Source organism: Polaribacter pacificus, from assembly GCF_038024035.1.
GTDB classification, from domain to species: Bacteria; Bacteroidota; Bacteroidia; order Flavobacteriales; family Flavobacteriaceae; genus Polaribacter; species Polaribacter pacificus.
Map to the genome: position 1 here is coordinate 751,049 of NZ_CP150664.1, position 17,936 is coordinate 768,984.

Below are 17,936 nucleotides of genomic sequence, written 5' to 3' on the forward strand. Positions count from 1 at the left end.
AACTAAATAAAACCGAACTGTAAGTATTTACGGATGAACTGTAAAAAGCTGAATATAAACTAAGATTGAAGCGCCGTTTTGTAGGTGTTAATGGCACGTTCTCTGGCTATTTTGTGATCTACCATTGGTAAAGCATAGTCTAAGGTGTCAAATTCAGAAACCCAACGACGGATGTAGCGCGCGTCTTTATCAAATTTCTGCTGCTGTGCTGTTGGATTAAAAACTCTAAAATAAGGTGCTGCATCACAACCCGTCCCTGCGGCCCACTGCCAATTACCATTGTTAGCAGACAAATCATAATCCAATAATTTTTTGGCAAAATAGGCTTCTCCCCAACGCCAATCAATTAACAAATGCTTGCACAAAAAACCTGCTGTAATCATGCGAACCCTATTGTGCATATACCCTGTGGTATTTAATTGTCGCATTCCTGCATCAACCATTGGATAGCCTGTGTTTCCTGTGCACCAGCGTTCAAATTCTTGTTCATTATTACGCCAAGGAACTGCATCGTATTTCTGCTTAAAATTTTGGGTGACAACCTTAGGAAAGTGATAAAGAATTTGCATAAAGAACTCTCGCCAAATTAATTCAATTAAAAAAGTAGCATTGCTAGCCAAAGCCTTCTTAACCATACTTCTTGAGCTAAGTAATCCAAATCGAAGATGAGGTGATAAATAAGTTGTTTTGTCATCAAATGGAGCATCTCTAATTTGATCATACACATTTAAATACTCCAAATTATAAGGCTTCACTTTAATCGTACTTAGGGTAAAGCCAAGCGAGTTTAAAGTAGGAAAAGCAGCATAAAACTGATAAAAACTTCCATGCTTCTGATCAACATCATACTGTTTAAGATCCTTATCTGGTTTTAGTTTTTTTAGCCATTTATTTTTATAAGGTGTAAATACAGTATAAGGAAGACCATCGTCTTTAACCACCTGATTGGTATCAAAAATTACCTGATCCTTAAACGCTTGGACCAACACTTGTTTGCTTTCTAAAAACTTCTGTATTTGGGCATCTCGTTGTGTTGCATAGGGCTCATAATCGATATTGTAATAAAGTGCAGAAAAGGCATACTCCTCAAATAATTTAGCCCAAACATCAGAAGGGCTACCTTTTTTGATCAGGAGCGAAGACCCAAGACTTTTTAACTGTTGATCTAACTCTTTTAAGGTGTCATAAATAAACCCTATACGGGCATCATCTTTTGGCAACTCAGAAAGTATCTGATCATCAAAAATAAAAACAGGAACAACCTCTGCATTCTCAATCAGTGCGTGAAACAAAGCCACATTGTCTTGAAGGCGCAAATCTCGTCGAAACCAAAAAAACACCATTAGTAAAAGAGTTTATCTAATGTTTTTTTTCTGTAACTAAAAATCTCCGTTAATTGTGATTTTATAAACAAACTCTGAGCAATGGCTCCCAAAAAACCAAAAGGGATTTTATAAGAAATTTTATCTTTCATCAAGGTGTTTCCGTTGGCAAGGCTTTCAAAAAAATGCTCATGATGCCACATTTTATAAGGTCCGAAACGCTGTTCATCAATAAAAAACTCCTGCTCTTTTACTGAGGTTATTTCTGTTACCCAATTGGTTTTTACCCCTAAAAAAGGAACAACTTTATAGGTGATAATTTGCCCTTGATATGCAGGCCTATCAACCTTAGAGCTAATCTTAAATTGCATTTTAGGAGGCGTGATTTCTGTTAGGTTCTCTGGCGATGAAAAATAATCCCAGGCCTTTTCTATAGAAATAGGCAGTTCTTGCTGGGCTTCTAAGGTGTAAATACCTGAATGCTTTCTAAACGTGATCATTTAGTTGCCAGGTGTTTGGTTATTTTTTTACTCATCGGCTTGGTAATAGAAAAGTAATAATCTATTAACTGTCCTTGCTCATCGACCAAATACTTTTGAAAGTTCCATTTTACTGAAGAATTTTTAACTCCATTAAGCTCTTTGTTGGTTAGCCATTGATACAAAGGATGCTGATCAGCACCTTTTACATCAACTTTTTCTGTCAGCAAAAAAGTAACTCCATAATTAGTGCTGCAAAAAGACTGTATTTGAGCTAAAGTCCCTGGCTCCTGCCCTCCAAATTGATTACAAGGAACTCCTACTATCATCAAGTTCTCTTTATATGTATCATATAACTCTTGCAAGCCTTCATACTGTGGGGTAAAACCACATTCAGAAGCTACATTAACAAAAAGTATTTTCTTTCCTTTAAATTGCTTAAAGTCTATCTCTTTCTCATCTGCTCCTTTAATTTTAATATCATAAAGTGCTGTTTTCATAGTTTGTGCATTTAGTATTCCTGTAAATAAAAAAGTGTAAAAAATAATTGTTAGCTGTTTCATAGTGTTTGTTAATTATAGAGTACGATATATACATTTAAGCTCGTTGCAATGGTCAACCAAATTAAATAAGGTGCGATTAATAAGGTTTGGTAACGGAGTCTTTTTAAATAGTTAAAAGTAAAAAAGCCAACAAGCAGCCAGAGCGCAATGATCACTATCAAACCTATGGATGTTTCCTGTTGATTAAAAAAGGCATAATTCCAAGCGACATTTAAAACCCATTGAAATCCGTATAACAAAATCAATTTGGTATTTAACCACTTAAACTGAAAGCTCAATTGCATCATATAAAAGGAAAAAGCAACCATAATACTTGTCCATGCAGCTCCAAAAAACCAGCCCGCAGGTGTCCAAGGTGCTTTCTCTAGAGCTAAGTACCAAGGGTCTTGAGGTCCGTTTTTCATTAACATTGTTCCAATCCACAAGGCCAAAAAATTGAAAATTAAAAAAAGAACAAATCGACTAGCTTTTTTCTCCATGGTATTTTCTTTTTAAATGATTAAAAATCAACTGAGATGAAAACAACAGGGTAAAGGCATAAAAAATATCTTCAAAGGGAATGGTAAAAATTCTAAACCCAAGGTTTTCTTCATTATTGTACCAGACCACAGGTTCATCTATAAAACTACCGGTAAGAATTCCATTGACAAGAAAAAAAGGAATTAACAGCACCAAAAAAATAGGGTAAAAACTCTGTAAAGCCTCTTGATATTTATATAAAGCAAGTAAAATTAGCAGTATAAAAACAATAAAATTTACAGTGCTATACCATTTACCAAAATTGAACAAAAGTAAATAAGCTATCAAAAACAATAAAAACAAACTAATCAATACCACAAGTCCTTTTGAAATTTTAAATTTTGGATATAAATACTTCAAAACCTCTGAGGTAAACAAACAAGCATACGGAATGCATATAAAAAACAACCACTCACCTACCGGCATTCCCCAATACGTTTTAGGCAGGTGATAGGTTGTATTAAATCCCCAAATACCATAATGCGTAAAAAGAGCATCCCAAATTAAAAATGGAATGGCTACCAACACAATGCTGGCAAAGGCTATTTTAGCATATTGAATAAAGTGAAACTTTTTTTCAAAAATGCTATACAGCATGGGTATAAAAATGCTACCAAGTGTAAGACTGAGGTATAAATACTGACTCATTTATTGCACTTTTTTAAAATATTTTAAAGGCACAAACAGCATCCCAAAACATTCTCCGTCAGGTTTCCCTAGATGCTTGTGATGAATTTTATGTGCTTTGCGCAAGCCTTTTAAATATTGATTATTTGTATTTTTAAACCACTTAAATCTTCGATGGATTAACACATCGTGTACTAAAAAATAAGCGATTCCATAGAACAGAATCCCTAAACCTATAAAAAACAACACATTTAACTCTGGTCGAATTCCAAAGTAAAAAAGCAGGATACTCGGTACTGCAAAAACAACAAAAAAAGCGTCATTTTTTTCAAAAACATGTGGATAGCCAGGCTGATGATGATCTTCATGTAAGAACCAACCAAAGCCATGCATGATGTATTTATGAGTACACCAAGTAATCCCTTCCATGAGTAAAAACGTTAACAGTGTAGTGAGTGCAAAATTCATTAGATGATATTTAATTTGTATTTCACATAACTTCTAGCCAATAAGTTTATTTTCATTGGGTTTGAAACCCTGATTCTCGTTTCTAAAATTTTTGACGATGGCGTGTTTTTTAACTTTTTAAGAAGCTTTTTATAATATCGATATGCTATGTACACACCAAATTTAGCTTCTATTGGCAGTTTCAATATACCATTTTTAAAAGCAATTTCAAAATCATTTTCTATATCTTGAATAATGCTATTCTTAGATGCATCGCTCAATGATTTAAAATCAACCATCGGAAAATACGATCTGTTTAACAGCTCTACATCATCTTTAAGATCTCTTAAAAAATTAACTTTTTGAAAAGCAGATCCCAAATGCATGGCTGCATCTTTTAATTCATCGTATTTTGATTGGTCACCACCTACAAAAATCTTTAAACAAATTAAACCCACAACGTCTGCTGATCCATAGATATAAGCATCGTATTCTTCTTTGGTTGCATAATTGTTTTTATGCAGGTCAAATTTCATACTCTTTAAAAAGGACTGAATCAACTCATCAGGAATATCATAGGCTTTGACCGTTTGCTGAAAAGCATTAAGAATTGGGTTTAAGCTAATTCCGTCTTTTTTTGCTCTGTAATAATCCTCTTCAAACAATCGCAGCAGCGTTTCTTTATCATAATCATGAAAAGAATCGACAATTTCATCCGCCAAACGAACAAAACCATACACATTATAGATGTCTTTTCTAATTTTAGGAGACAACATGTTCACGGCCAATGAAAATGAAGTGCTGTAACTTTTGGTCACCAACCTACTACAGTTGAATGAAACCTCATCGAATATTTGTTTCATTTTAAAGCTGTTTTAAAAATTAAATCGGATGCTATTTTACCTGAAATTAAGGCAGGTGGTACACCCGGACCAGGAACCGTTAGTTGCCCTGTAAAAAATAAATTCTTCACTTTTTTGCTTTTAATTTTTGGTCTTAAAAAAGCAGTCTGAGTTAAAATATTCGCCAGACCATAGGCGTTTCCTTTATATGAATTATAGTCTTTTTCAAAATCATTGACGCAGAAAGATTCTTTAAACAATATGCTATCTTTTACATCTTGACCTGTTAATTTCTCCAATCGGTTAATTATAAGATTAAAATACTGCTCTCTTAATTCTGGAGTATCCTCTAAACCTGGAGCTAAAGGAATAAGAAATGTTGCGGCTTCTTTTCCTTTAGGTGCTAAAGTATCATCTGTGATACTAGAAAAACTAGCATAAAACAAAGGTTTTTCTGGCCAACTAGGCGTGTCGTAAATTGTCACCGCATGCGCATCAAAATCTGTATCAAAAAACAAGGTATGATGACATACATTGCTAAGCTTTTTATCCAGACCTACATAAAACAACAAAGAAGATGGAGCAAACACCTTACTCTCCCAATACGACTCTGAGTATTGTCTAAATTTTTTAGGCAACAAAGTTTCTGTATGATGGTAATCAGCTCCACTTAAAACCAGATTTGCTTCTAGTTTTTCGCCATTCACAACTACCCCTTCAATAGCTCCTTGATCATTTACACAAAGTTCGTCTACACTAGCATTGGTTTTAAATTGAACACCTAGACTGGTAGCTAAGGTAGTCATTGCTTCTATTACCTTATACATCCCTCCTTTGGGATGCCAAGTACCCAAACCAAAATCTGCGTAATTCATAAAATTATAAAAGGCAGGTGTATTGCTTGGTTTTGCTCCAAGAAAGAGTACAGGAAATTCCAATATCTGAATTAATTTATCACTCTTTATATGCTTTCTAACTTGCTTTCTAATTGTTGAGAAAAATTGAGAAACTCTACTAATGGTATCAGTAGTTACCAACTCTAAAGGAGACACTCCCGGACGGTAAACGAGTTCTTTTATGGCAGCATTATAATTAAACTTTGCTGCAGCTAAAAAATCTTTTAAATGCTTAGAGCTCCCTTTTTCTTCTTTTTCAAACAGTGCGTAAATCTCTTCCAACTCACCAGAAATGGTTAGTGAATCTAAGACATCAAAATATACTTGATATGCTGGATTTAACCTTTCTAATTGGTAATAATCTGCTGGTTTTTTGTCAAAATCTGCAAAGAATCTTTCGAAAACATCTGGCATCCAATACCAGGTTGGACCAATATCAAAGGTAAAACCTTCTTTTTTTAACTGTCTAGCACGACCTCCAAGGGTGCTGTTTTTTTCTAGTACAATAACTTCATACCCTGCTTTGGCCAAATAGCACGATGCAGATAGCGAAGAAAACCCAGAACCGATGATGTAAATTTTATTTTTCATTTTGTTCAACAAATATACAATATAATTAAACAAAAAAATACTATTTAAAAAAAATTATAGTTCTTTTAGCAAATCTAAAAGACCATCATAAAACTTAAATGGGTATTTTTCTTTATTATAACCAACTACCTTAAATCCAAAAATCCAATACTCGTGTGAACTGTTAGATAGAAGCTTTTGCATGCCATCTAAATAAGTCTCAAACTGATTGTGCATAGGCACAACTGTAAATGAAGATACAAAATTAACTTGAGAATCAATTTCTAATAAGCTCTCAATATTATCCATTGGAATGCTTTGCCCTAAGTACACTACCTTATGGCCTCTTAACAACAACTCATAATACAAAAACAATAAGCCCAATTCATGAATCTCGCCTTCTGGCAAAAACAACACGAAGGTTTTTGATGTATCTGTTGGTGAATTCTGCTGTAATCGCTCAATATTTATATGAATTTTCTGAGCAATCAAATTTGACGCAAAATGCTCATTTGCAGGGTTTATAGTTTGTGTTTGCCATAAAAAACCGATATGATTTAAAAAAGGGATAAAGACATTTTTAAAAACATCACCAAAGGTCTTATTGAGCAACAATTGATTGTAAGTCTTATTAAACAAAACCGCATCAAAACTAAACATCGAAATCTTTAGTGCATTTACCGCATTATCGTTAATCGCCTTAGCATTAACATATTCTCTAGCCAACAAAACGATGGCTTCATTTGACAAACTAGCTACTTTTGAAATTTTGTGCCCTTGCTCTATTAAAAAAACAACATTGAGTAATTTTTGTAAATTCTCAAGATCGTAAAACCTGATATTACCATCCGTTCTTTCTGGATGTAACAAACTATATCGCTTTTCCCAAATTCTAATGGTATGCGCTTTGATCCCTGATAAATTTTCAAGGTCCTTAATCGTAAACTCAGATTTAATATTGTTCAACTTATATTGGTTTTGATTAAACAAAGGTACGCATTTTCATTAAACATAAAAACTTTTTGACATATTTATGTAACAATCTGTATTTTTGAGCTACTTATACTATTGAAACTAAACCAAACAAAGTGCAAAAAGAGTTAGAGCATAAATTTTTAGCAGATTTTGAGGAAAATCAAAATATTGTTCATAAGATATGCAGGATATACACAAATAACCAAGACGCACACAATGATTTGTTTCAAGAAGTAACGATACAGCTTTGGAAGAATTACAAAAATTTTAGAGGTGACTCTAAATTTAGTACCTGGATGTATCGAGTGGCATTAAACACCGCTATCTCTTTATACAGAAAAACAAAGAAAAGCATACAAACTCAAGACATTAGTGATTTTGAGTACAGGATAAAAGCTTCAGAGTATGATGACACTGAAGAATTGCAATTAAAAGCGCTATATGGTGCGATTAGACAATTAAATGATATCGACAAGGCGTTAATTTTTTTATACTTAGAAGAAAAATCTTATCGTGAAATATCAGACACTCTTGGGATTAGCGAAGTAAACGCAAGAGTTAAAATGAATAGAGCAAAAGACAAATTAAGACAAGTGTTAATCCCATAAATATGGATTTAGACAAATTAAAATCAACATGGAAAAATCAACCAGAAGAAACCAATAAGGTTTCTAAAGTTGATATCTATAAAATGGCGCATTCAAAATCGTCATCTATCGTAAAATGGATCCTAATCATTGGAATCTTAGAACTTTTATTTTGGTCTGGCCTAGGGTTAATAGTCCCAGATAGCTTTTTAGAAGTCTATAAAGACTTTAACCTTACAGGGTTTGTATACTATTTTACCATACTACATTATGTGGTAGTTGTATTATTTTTGGTATTATTCTACAAGAACTATACTGCAGTAGCTATCCATGAGAGCACCAAGAAATTGATGAACAAAATCTTAAAGGTTCGTAAAACGGTTAAATTTTATGTGTACTACAACTTAATTGGCTTTGTTGTAACTACTATCGTTATTAATATTGTAATGTTTTCTCACCCAGACACTTTGATAGAAACCATGAATCCTGATCATTTAGAGATTAGTGCAAGCAAATTATTGTCAGTTACTTTAATCTTACAAATAGCCTCTTTACTCGTAATGCTTTTGATCTTATGGTTATTTTATAAAATAACCTACGGCACACTACTTAAGAAGCTTAATAAAAACTATAAAGAGCTAGACTCTTTAGAACATCTTAATTAAAAAAAGCTCCAGAGACAACTCTGGAGCTTTTTTTTAAAACTCTTTTAATTCTTTCTGTAATTTTTGGAGCATTGCATCTGTAAAGTCTAAATGTGTCACCATTCTCAACTTGCCATCACCCATAGAAATAAAATGAATATTTTTGGCCTTCATTTTAGTCACAAAATCAACCTCATCTACACCGTCTTGTGTATAAAATATAACAATATTGGTTTCTATCGGTTCTACTTTCTTTACAAAAGAGCAAGCCTCTAAAGCAATACCTATCTGAATAGCTCTTTGATGATCCTCTTCCAAGCGATCTATATGATGATCCAATGCATAAATCCCTGCAGCGGCTAGGTAACCTGCTTGGCGCATTGCTCCACCAAATAATTTTCGGATTCTCAAAGCTTTTTCCATATCCTCATATGAGCCTAATAAGATGGATCCTATTGGAGCTCCTAATCCTTTAGACAAACAAATTGAGATGGTATCAAACAAAGCTCCATATTGTAATGGTGTTTCATTTTTAGCCACAAGTGCATTAAACAAACGCGCACCATCCAAGTGATACGCCAAATCATTAGTCTTTGATAACTCTTGTATTTTCTTCAATTCTTCAAAATCCCAACAAGCTCCACCTCCTTTGTTTGTTGTATTCTCTATGCAAACCAAACGACTATAAGGAACGTGAATATCTGACCGACCAGAAATCGCTGCTTCTAACTGATTTGCAGTAAACATTCCTCGCTCTCCGTCAATCAAATGACTTGTTACCCCTGAGTTAAATGCAGCTCCTCCTCCTTCAAAATTGTATACATGTCCCCATTTATCACAGTACATTTTATCACCGGGTTGCGTGTGTAATTTTATTGCTGCTTGATTTGCCATGGTTCCAGAAGGAAAAAACAGTGCTGCTTCTTTTCCGAAAAGAGCGGCTGCTTTAGCCTGTAAAGCATTAACGGTGGGATCGGCTTTAAAAACATCATCCCCTACCTCTGCTTTAAACATGGCATCTAACATACCCTTGGTTGGCTTTGTAACTGTATCGCTAATTAAATTAATTTCCATAATACTTTATAACTGTCTTTACTTAATCCATCCCGATAGGAGATCCATCTGGGATTTTTGGTGAACTTACTTTTTTATAACTATCTGGAGATTTCTTAAATGCATCAATGCTTTTTATCAATTCTGCTTCAAACATTTTTTGAGTCCCTTTAGTTTTGTTTCCTCTTAAATACGCCTTTATTTCATCTAATTTATAATAGACTATGGCAGTAACCTGCTTGTACAAACTTTTATTTGCAGCCAAATAGAACAATTGATTTAAGACCTGATTGTTCACCACGTTTTGCAATTCTTGTAAATAGCTATCAGCGTGTGATTTTTTTATGCTATTTGCAACCACTTGATCAATTAACTCATCCAAACCCAATTGAGACTTATCCATGCTTTTATGCAAAACCAATCTCGATGCTCTCTGTGGATGAAACAACAATTCTAAGGTCATTTCTGAAGCGGTTTCTACAGCACCATAAGGATCAAACTCCAAACCTACCTTACTACTAAAAGACTCTCTTGACCTTCCAAACCCTGTAGCTCTTGGTGGAAATAAATTCAATTTTGAAACTGGTATTGCAATGGTGTTTACATCAATGGTTTGCAGTAGTGATTTTAATGCAGCTCTTTCTACTTTCCCTGAGATTCTCTCTACTATTTTTTGATTAGCTCCCTTCACTGCATAAGTATAATCTAAACCTCCAATCAATTTTGATGCAGCCTCGGTTTGAAAACGATGCAAGAAATACAAAGGCACAAAAACATCTTCTAATACAGAGTAAGGCTCACCTGTTTTTATATTATCTGTAGAAAACTTTGAGATGGCTGCTTTTCTAATTGACAATAAATTCTCCAATTCTTCAGAAGCACTCGTGCCATTATCCCACAAATGAGCATAAGCATGTGCACTTCCTTTTGATCTAGCATCTTGATCTGTCATATAGCGCAATCCTTTTTCAGAAGCACTATTTAAGATCTTCTGCAATTGAGCTTCTTCATTATTTTTAAATTCTTGATATGAATAGGCAACAATTACTTTATCCCAAGCTCCAATACCTGTAGCATAGGCATCAGAAAAATCGATTCGATTGTTTTTTAACGTAAACTTAGGGTGTGGATAATCCATCACAGAGGCTCTATTATTAGTACTTGCAGCAAAATTATGTGCAAAGCCTAAGGTATGCCCTACCTCATGGGCTGACAACTGACGAATTCTAGCCAAAGCCATATCAAGTGCAAATTTGTCCTTAGCTGTGCTTGTAGCATAAGGTGCTTGCAAAGCCTGGGCTATTAAAAAATCTTGACGAATTCTCAACGAACCTAAACTTACATGTCCTTTTATAATTTCTCCAGTTCTAGGATCAGAAATACTTCCTCCATAACTCCATCCTCTGGTAGAACGGTGCACCCATTGAATTACATTATAGCGTACATCTAATGGATCTGCTCCTTTAGGCAACATTTTTACTTGAAAAGCATTTTTATATCCAGCAGCTTCAAAAGCTTGATTCCACCATCTAGCACCTTCTAATAAGGCTGATCTAACTGGCTCTGGAGTTCCTGGGTCTAAATAATAAACAATTGGCTCTACCGGCTCACTAATGGCTGCATTTGGGTTTTTCTTCTCCAATCTGTGGCGGTAAATAAATCGTTTGGTAATAGACTGATCTACTGGCGTAGCATAATCCATATATGACATCGCAAATGAACCAGAACGCGGGTCAAAAACTCTAGGTTTGTAATTTCCATCTGGCAAATCTACAAAAGAATGATGCTGATAGACTGTTACAGCAGTTGCATCTGGTGTAACACTGTTGATGTTTCTACCTCTTGGAGTTCCTTTAAAAGTAAGCAAAACATCAAACTCAACATTTTTCTCAAAGGCTTTGGTTCTATCCATATTAAATGCACTTCTTGACTTGTCTAAACTATAAGACCCATTATTGCTATTGGCCAAGGTTTTTGCAACCCCATGTGCATCTCTCATAAAAAATGAAGTTGCATCAACCAAATACGTCTTGTTTTTAGTTTCTTTAATTACAAAACCGTGTAATACAGATTTGGCAAAAGCCTCTTTTATTGATTTTTTTTCTTCTTCATTATCAGTAATAGCTCTAAACTTTAAGTTGGGCTGAACCAATAAGATTTTATTTCCTGCCTTTTGAAAGTAAACAACGACACCACTTCCAAGCTGACCTCTGTCTAAACCGATGTCATTAGAACCAACTCCTTCTGATAAGGCCCGTACATATAAAAACTCCTTGTTTAAATCTTTGACTTCTAAGTAAATTTTATCGGTGCTTGAATCGTAATAAAAAGGAACATAGCCTTGATGCTTTGTTACTGTTTTACTGTCTTTAAAAAACTGGGCAAAACCTACTTGACAGCTAAAGACAAAAAGAATGATTAAGGTGATTTTTTTCATGGTGTAAATATTTTTTATAAAACTATAAAAAAGCAACGAGAATTTAGATTGATTAAAATAATAAATATCAATAAAACCCTTATTTTTGTAATTAATTATGATTACACAAGAACAGATTAAAGATGTTGCTGATAGAATAGGCAAACTCAAAGACTATTTAGACATCGATCAAAAACTCATTGAGATAAGCAATGAGGAAGAAAAAACTGTCGACCCAGATTTTTGGAACAAACCCAAAGAAGCGGAAGCTTTTATGAAAGTGCTGCGTTTTAAAAAAAAGTGGGTTAATGATTACAATAAACTTGTAGCCATGTCTGAAGACCTTTCTGTTTTACTAGAGTTCTACAAAGAAGGTGAAGTTGCCGAAGAAGAGATAGATGCTCAGTTTGAAAAAACCATCAATTATTTAGAGAGTGTTGAGTTTAGAAATATGCTCTCAGATGAAGGAGATGATTTAAGTGCTGTGATACAAATTACTGCAGGTGCCGGTGGTACTGAAAGTTGTGATTGGGCTGAGATGCTCATGAGAATGTATATGATGTGGGCAGAAAAAAATGGCTTTAAAATAAAAGAACTTAACTATCAGACAGGTGATACAGCCGGTATTAAAACCGTTACTTTAGAGTTTGATGGTGATTATGCCTTTGGTTGGCTAAAAGGAGAGAACGGCGTACATCGCCTGGTTCGAATATCTCCTTTTGACAGCAATGCAAAAAGACATACCTCTTTTGCTTCTGTATATGTTTATCCTGTTGCTGATGATTCAATTGAAGTTGAAATTAACCCAGCAGACATAGAAATTACAACCGCTCGTTCTAGTGGAGCTGGTGGGCAAAATGTAAACAAAGTAGAAACAAAGGTGCAATTAACTCACAAACCTACTGGTATTCAAATTCAGTGTTCCAACTCTAGATCTCAGCATGACAACCGAGCTACTGCTCTACAAATGCTTAAATCTCAACTCTATGAGATTGAACTTAAAAAAAGACAAGAAGCCAGAGCTGACATCGAAGCTGGAAAATTAAAAAATGAATGGGGAAGTCAAATCAGAAACTATGTAATGCATCCTTATAAGCTAGTCAAAGATGTACGAACAGCCTATGAAACAGGAAACGTAGAAGCTGTTATGAATGGCGATATTGATGCTTTTTTAAAAGCTTTCTTGATGGTCAACGGTCAAAAAAAATAAACAAAAACTCACACAATACGATGATTAAAATTTACCATAACAATAGATGCAGTAAATCTAGATTGGGCTTAGCGTTAGTAGAAGCCTCTGGAAAACCCTTTGAAGTAATTAAGTATTTAGAAACTCCGATTACTATAGATGAATTAAAAGAAATACTTCTACTTTTAGACATCCCCGCGATTGATTTAGTACGTAAAAATGAGAAAACCTGGAAGGAGAATTTTAAAGGTCAAAATCACACTGAAGATGAGCTTTTGAACATCATGGTAACAAACCCCAAACTCATTGAACGACCTATCGTTGTAAACAATAAAAAAGCAGTAATTGGAAGGCCTACAGAACGAATTAATGATATTTTATAAAGGAGCACTTTTCGGTGCTTTTTTTTCTTTAACAGAACTTTAACTATTTCCTTATTAAACTAAACTGTTCCTTTGCAGTCATAAATATTTATAAGAATTATTTAAAACAGACTAATGAGAAGATTAACTTTTGTATTTATTTACCTTTTTAGCATTACTTCAATGCTTGCCCAAGGTCAAAAACCGCTAGATCAAGCCAAAACAATTAAAATAACTGGAAAAATTATTGATGCTGCAACTAAAGAACCATTAGAATACGGCACAGTAGTTTTAAAAGACGTCAAAACACAAAAAATATCTGGTGGAATCTCAGACAGCAGTGGAGATTTTAGCATTACTGCCCCAAGTGGAACTTACGATATCAGTATCGAATTTATTTCTTTCAAAACCGTTACATATAAAAACAGAGTTGTAGACAAAGATTTGAACTTAGGAACGATCGCCTTAGTAGAAGATGGTCAGATGTTAGAAGAAGTTAATATTATGCCAGAGAAATCTACAGTTGATATTCGTTTGGATAAAAAAATATACAATGTTGGTAAAGATCTTACCGTTAAAGGAGGTAATGTTAGTGATGTACTTGACAATATCCCTTCTGTAAGTGTTGATGTCGAAGGTAATGTTAGCTTACGCGGTAATGAAAACGTACGAATTTTGATTGATGGGAAACCTTCTGCCTTGGTTGGATTAGATGGAGCAAGTGCTTTACGTCAATTACCTGCTGATGCAATAGAGCGTGTTGAATTGATAACATCTCCATCTGCTCGATACGATGCTGAAGGTACTGCAGGAATCTTAAACATCATCTTAAGAAAAGGAAAAGTAACTGGTTTTAATGGGTCTATCAACCCAAAAATTGGAAATCCTGAGCAATATGGGATTTCTGCAAACCTAAATTACAGAACAAAAAAGTTCAATATTTTTAACAATACTGGATACAACTATAGAAATGGACCAGGAAGTTCATTTAATGATGTAACTTATTTTGATGCAAATGGTAATACCACAGGGTATTTAAAAGAAGTAAGAGAAAGCAATCGTTTAAACAAAGGGTTTAACACCAGTTTTGGAGTTGAATATTATTTAACGGACAACAGCTCGATTTTAGCAAACATTGTCTATAGAAAATCTAGTAATGAAAGTTTTTCTAGTAATAATGTAGATATTTTCGACATTAACAGAACGGTTACTTCAAATCGTTTGAGAATAGAAAATGAGAATCAAGACTCAAATACTATTCAATATTCATTAAATTACACCAATAAATTTAACACCATTGGTCATCAGTTGAGTGTTGATTTTCAATACAGTAAGAGCAATCAAGATGAATTTGGAAACATCTTTCAAAATTCAGCATTTGTAGAAGATAATATAACTGTAGATGAATCTACCAAAAAGCTGGTTCAAGTTGATTATGTATATCCTTTTGGCGAAGGATCTCAATTAGAGTTTGGTTTTAAAGGTGATTTAGAAAAATCTAATACTGATTACAAAAATTTACCTAATGTTCCTGCTACATATGACCCTTCTAACAATTTAATTTTTGAACAAAATGTGTATGCTCTTTACGGTCAATACGGTAGAAAATTTGAAAAATTTTCATTTTTAGTAGGAGTGAGAAATGAAATTTCAGATATTAAAATCAACCTTTTAACGACCAATGTAAACTATGAGAAGAACTACTCTAAATTCTTCCCAACTGTAAACTTTGGGTATGAATTAAACGACAGTGAAAGTTTCACCTTAGGAGTAAGTAAGCGTCTAAGAAGACCGAGATCAAGGTTTTTAAATCCTTTTGAATCTAGAAGCTCAGAAACCAACATCTTTAAAGGAAATGTTGATTTAAACCCAACATACACAACTTCATACGACTTTGGATATTTAAAGAAATGGGAAAACATGACTTTAAACTCATCAGTATACTTTAATCATTCAACAGATATTTTTCAGTTTGTAACTCAAGAAAGAGGTGATTTTGTAAATGGAGTGCCTGTTTTATTAAGAACCCCAATTAACTTAGCACAAGAAGATAGATATGGTTTTGAATTAACTGCCAACTACACACTTTCTAAGAAGGTTAATTTTTCTGGAAGTTTTAACTACTTTGGATTTAAAACCGAAGGTATTTTTGAATACACCAATTCAAACAATCAAGTTATTACCCAAGATTTTGGAGCTCAAAACACCAGTTGGTTTACGCGTTTAAATGCAAAAGTAACCCTACCATCTGACATTCAATGGCAAACAAGATTCCAATATAATGGACCACAAGAGGGTGCTCAGAGCAAAAGCAAAGGAATGTTTTCTACCAATCTTGCATTTAGTAAAGACTTAATGAAAGACAATGGAACTTTGGTATTAAATATCAGCGATCTATTTAACTCTAGAAAAAGACAATCAACCTCATACACTCCAAATTCAGAAACATATGGAGAATATCAGTGGAGACAACGTCAAATTACCTTGAGTTTTACCTATAGATTTAATCAACAAAACAGTAGCCAAAAGAAAGATAGAGCCCCTCAACAGCAAGAAGATGATTTTGGTGGAGGAGAAGGTTTTGGTAAATAATCAAAACCAACAAGCAATAAAAAAGCATCCAATTAAAATTGGATGCTTTTTTTTATGATCTATTTTTTAAAAAAATATTATTTTTTTTCAGCTGCTTTTCTAGCTTCTTTTTTCAATTTGATGTTTTCCATAATAGTTCCGCCGATCCAATAAGGCACTACAAATGTTAAAAGGAAGATTAAAAGCCAAAAACCTGCCGTAAAAATAAACATGAACAATAAAAATCCTGAAAATTCTGAAAAATCTAACATTTGAAATTCTATAAAATTAATATGAAACAAAAATAATACATATTTTTTAGTTATCGAAAGAAATAAAAAATAATTTATACTAGTATTTTAAAGCTTGTTGATAGCTCATTGTGATACTTTTAGTAAATTTGTGGTATCAAAAAACGAATCCATACCATGAAATTTAGAATCGAAAAAGACACCATGGGACAAGTAGAAGTCCCTGCTGACAAATATTGGGGTGCACAAACAGAGCGCTCTAGAAACAACTTTAAAATTGGCCCTCCTGCTTCTATGCCAATAGAAATTATTAATGGGTTTGCCTATTTAAAAAAAGCAGCAGCCTATGCAAATTGTGAACTTGGCGTTTTAGCTGAAGAAAAAAGAGATTTAATCGCTCAGGTTTGTGATGAAATATTAGCTGGTAAACACAACGATCAATTTCCTTTGGTTATTTGGCAAACAGGCTCAGGTACACAATCTAACATGAATTGCAATGAAGTTATAGCTAACAGAGCCCATGAGATTGCAGGAAAGGTTATTGGTGAAGGTGAAAAAACCATCCAACCCAATGATGATGTAAATAAATCACAATCTTCAAATGATACCTTTCCTACAGGAATGCATATTGCAGCTTACGAGAAAATCGTAAAGACTACAATCCCAGGAATCACTCAATTAAGAGACACCTTAAAGGCCAAATCAGAGGCTTTTAAATCTGTGGTTAAAATAGGAAGAACTCACTTAATGGATGCAACCCCATTAACGCTTGGTCAAGAATTCTCAGGCTATGTAGCGCAATTAAACTTTGGTCTAAAAGCTTTGAATAATTCTTTAGAACACCTTTCTCAATTAGCACTTGGTGGAACTGCTGTCGGAACAGGACTAAATACACCTAAAGGCTATGATGTTCTCGTTGCAAAGTACATAGCAAAATTTACAGGTCTTCCTTTTGTTACCGCTGAAAATAAATTTGAAGCTTTGGCTGCTCATGATGCTTTGGTAGAAACTCACGGTGCCTTAAAACAACTTGCGGTATCTTTAAACAAAATAGCCAATGACATCCGTATGATGGCCTCTGGACCACGTTCAGGGATTGGTGAACTCATTATCCCCGCAAATGAACCAGGTAGCTCTATCATGCCCGGAAAAGTAAACCCAACTCAAGCAGAAGCTATTACTATGGTTTGTGCACAAGTAATGGGTAATGATGTTGCAATTACTGTTGGTGGAACACAAGGACATTACGAGTTAAATGTTTTTAAACCAATGATGGCAGCCAACTTATTACAGTCTGCTCAATTAATTGGTGACGCTTGTGTATCTTTTGATTTGCACTGTGCATCTGGAATCGAACCAAATCACACAAGAATCACAGAACTAGTAAACAACTCGCTAATGTTAGTAACCGCATTAAATACTAAAATAGGTTATTATAAAGCGGCAGAAATTGCAAATACTGCACATCAAAACGGAACAACTTTAAAAGAAGAAGCAGTTCGGTTGGGCTATGTAACAGCAGAGCAATATGATGAATGGGTAAAACCAGAAGAAATGATTGGCGGTCTAAAATAGTACAGCAATCAGAATCGCATAAAAAAAGTCCTTATCAATATTGATAAG

At 34.1% G+C, this 17,936-nt stretch carries 18 protein-coding genes; 6 read left to right on the forward strand and 12 right to left on the reverse strand.

What is annotated here, in order from left to right:
- Window positions 1–59 precede the first annotated feature (59 nt).
- Genes WHC90_RS03410 through WHC90_RS03450 form a run of 9 tightly spaced genes read right to left on the reverse strand, consistent with a single transcriptional unit; the run spans window position 60 to window position 7,231 of the window.
- Window positions 60–1,343: a cryptochrome/photolyase family protein gene (locus tag WHC90_RS03410; RefSeq protein ID WP_188599403.1), complete on the reverse strand. Its 1,284-nt coding sequence runs from the start codon at window positions 1,341–1,343 to the stop codon at window positions 60–62.
- Window positions 1,343–1,822 carry an SRPBCC family protein gene (locus WHC90_RS03415; RefSeq protein WP_188599402.1) on the reverse strand — a complete coding sequence of 160 codons (480 nt, stop codon included), beginning with the start codon at window positions 1,820–1,822 and terminating at the stop codon, window positions 1,343–1,345. Before WHC90_RS03415 ends, WHC90_RS03410 begins: the two co-directional genes overlap by 1 nt.
- Entirely contained in the window at window positions 1,819–2,364 is a 546-nt protein-coding gene (locus WHC90_RS03420) for a glutathione peroxidase (protein WP_188599401.1), read from the reverse strand. Before WHC90_RS03420 ends, WHC90_RS03415 begins: the two co-directional genes overlap by 4 nt.
- 8 nt (window positions 2,365–2,372) lie before the next feature.
- Window positions 2,373–2,843 carry a TspO/MBR family protein gene (locus WHC90_RS03425; protein WP_188599400.1) on the reverse strand — a complete coding sequence of 157 codons (471 nt, stop codon included), beginning with the start codon at window positions 2,841–2,843 and terminating at the stop codon, window positions 2,373–2,375.
- Window positions 2,827–3,531: a lycopene cyclase domain-containing protein gene (locus WHC90_RS03430; protein WP_188599399.1), complete on the reverse strand. Its 705-nt coding sequence runs from the start codon at window positions 3,529–3,531 to the stop codon at window positions 2,827–2,829. Before WHC90_RS03430 ends, WHC90_RS03425 begins: the two co-directional genes overlap by 17 nt.
- Complete coding sequence (locus WHC90_RS03435) at window positions 3,532–3,978, reverse strand: sterol desaturase family protein (RefSeq protein WP_188599398.1); 447 nt, start codon at window positions 3,976–3,978, stop codon at window positions 3,532–3,534.
- The gene (locus WHC90_RS03440) at window positions 3,978–4,820 is read right to left on the reverse strand and encodes a phytoene/squalene synthase family protein (RefSeq protein ID WP_188599397.1); all 843 of its coding nucleotides are present in this window, start codon (window positions 4,818–4,820) and stop codon (window positions 3,978–3,980) included. The genes WHC90_RS03435 and WHC90_RS03440 overlap by 1 nt, the downstream gene beginning before the upstream one ends.
- The gene (locus WHC90_RS03445) at window positions 4,817–6,286 is read right to left on the reverse strand and encodes a phytoene desaturase family protein (RefSeq protein ID WP_188599396.1); all 1,470 of its coding nucleotides are present in this window, start codon (window positions 6,284–6,286) and stop codon (window positions 4,817–4,819) included. Before WHC90_RS03445 ends, WHC90_RS03440 begins: the two co-directional genes overlap by 4 nt.
- 54 nt (window positions 6,287–6,340) lie before the next feature.
- Window positions 6,341–7,231 (reverse strand): MerR family transcriptional regulator, encoded by an 891-nt coding sequence (locus WHC90_RS03450; RefSeq protein ID WP_188599395.1) that lies wholly within the window; start codon window positions 7,229–7,231, stop codon window positions 6,341–6,343.
- Between the two features lie 122 nt (window positions 7,232–7,353).
- Here WHC90_RS03450 and WHC90_RS03455 point away from each other — a divergent pair, with 122 nt between their 5' ends.
- Window positions 7,354–7,848, forward strand: a complete 495-nt coding sequence (locus WHC90_RS03455; RefSeq protein WP_188599394.1) for an RNA polymerase sigma factor — start codon at window positions 7,354–7,356, stop codon at window positions 7,846–7,848.
- A 2-nt stretch (window positions 7,849–7,850) separates the two neighbouring features.
- Window positions 7,851–8,492: a hypothetical protein gene (locus tag WHC90_RS03460; RefSeq protein ID WP_188599393.1), complete on the forward strand. Its 642-nt coding sequence runs from the start codon at window positions 7,851–7,853 to the stop codon at window positions 8,490–8,492.
- 33 nt (window positions 8,493–8,525) lie between these two features.
- Here WHC90_RS03460 and WHC90_RS03465 read toward each other — a convergent pair whose 3' ends face one another.
- Both WHC90_RS03465 and WHC90_RS03470 read right to left on the reverse strand, forming a co-directional pair.
- Window positions 8,526–9,545: a threonine aldolase family protein gene (locus tag WHC90_RS03465; RefSeq protein ID WP_188599392.1), complete on the reverse strand. Its 1,020-nt coding sequence runs from the start codon at window positions 9,543–9,545 to the stop codon at window positions 8,526–8,528.
- Window positions 9,546–9,567: 22 nt separating this feature from the next.
- Window positions 9,568–11,961 carry a zinc-dependent metalloprotease gene (locus WHC90_RS03470; protein ID WP_188599391.1) on the reverse strand — a complete coding sequence of 798 codons (2,394 nt, stop codon included), beginning with the start codon at window positions 11,959–11,961 and terminating at the stop codon, window positions 9,568–9,570.
- A gap of 97 nt (window positions 11,962–12,058) precedes the next feature.
- Here WHC90_RS03470 and prfB point away from each other — a divergent pair, with 97 nt between their 5' ends.
- The 3 genes from prfB (at window position 12,059) to WHC90_RS03485 (ending at window position 16,083) form a co-directional block, all read left to right on the forward strand.
- Window positions 12,059–13,150: a peptide chain release factor 2 gene (gene prfB / locus WHC90_RS03475; RefSeq protein WP_188599390.1), complete on the forward strand. Its 1,092-nt coding sequence runs from the start codon at window positions 12,059–12,061 to the stop codon at window positions 13,148–13,150.
- Window positions 13,151–13,170: 20 nt separating this feature from the next.
- Entirely contained in the window at window positions 13,171–13,512 is a 342-nt protein-coding gene (arsC, locus tag WHC90_RS03480; RefSeq protein ID WP_188599389.1) for an arsenate reductase (glutaredoxin), read from the forward strand.
- 114 nt (window positions 13,513–13,626) lie between these two features.
- Window positions 13,627–16,083, forward strand: a complete 2,457-nt coding sequence (locus WHC90_RS03485; RefSeq protein WP_188599388.1) for an outer membrane beta-barrel family protein — start codon at window positions 13,627–13,629, stop codon at window positions 16,081–16,083.
- Between the two features lie 77 nt (window positions 16,084–16,160).
- On the opposite strand, the gene WHC90_RS03490 is transcribed toward WHC90_RS03485, so the two are convergent.
- Window positions 16,161–16,334 (reverse strand): hypothetical protein, encoded by a 174-nt coding sequence (locus WHC90_RS03490; RefSeq protein WP_188599387.1) that lies wholly within the window; start codon window positions 16,332–16,334, stop codon window positions 16,161–16,163.
- 156 nt (window positions 16,335–16,490) lie between these two features.
- Between WHC90_RS03490 and fumC the strand changes: the two genes are divergently transcribed.
- A complete protein-coding gene (gene fumC / locus WHC90_RS03495) occupies window positions 16,491–17,888 on the forward strand; it encodes a class II fumarate hydratase (protein ID WP_188599386.1) in 1,398 nt (465 codons plus the stop codon).
- Window positions 17,889–17,936: the final 48 nt, after the last annotated feature.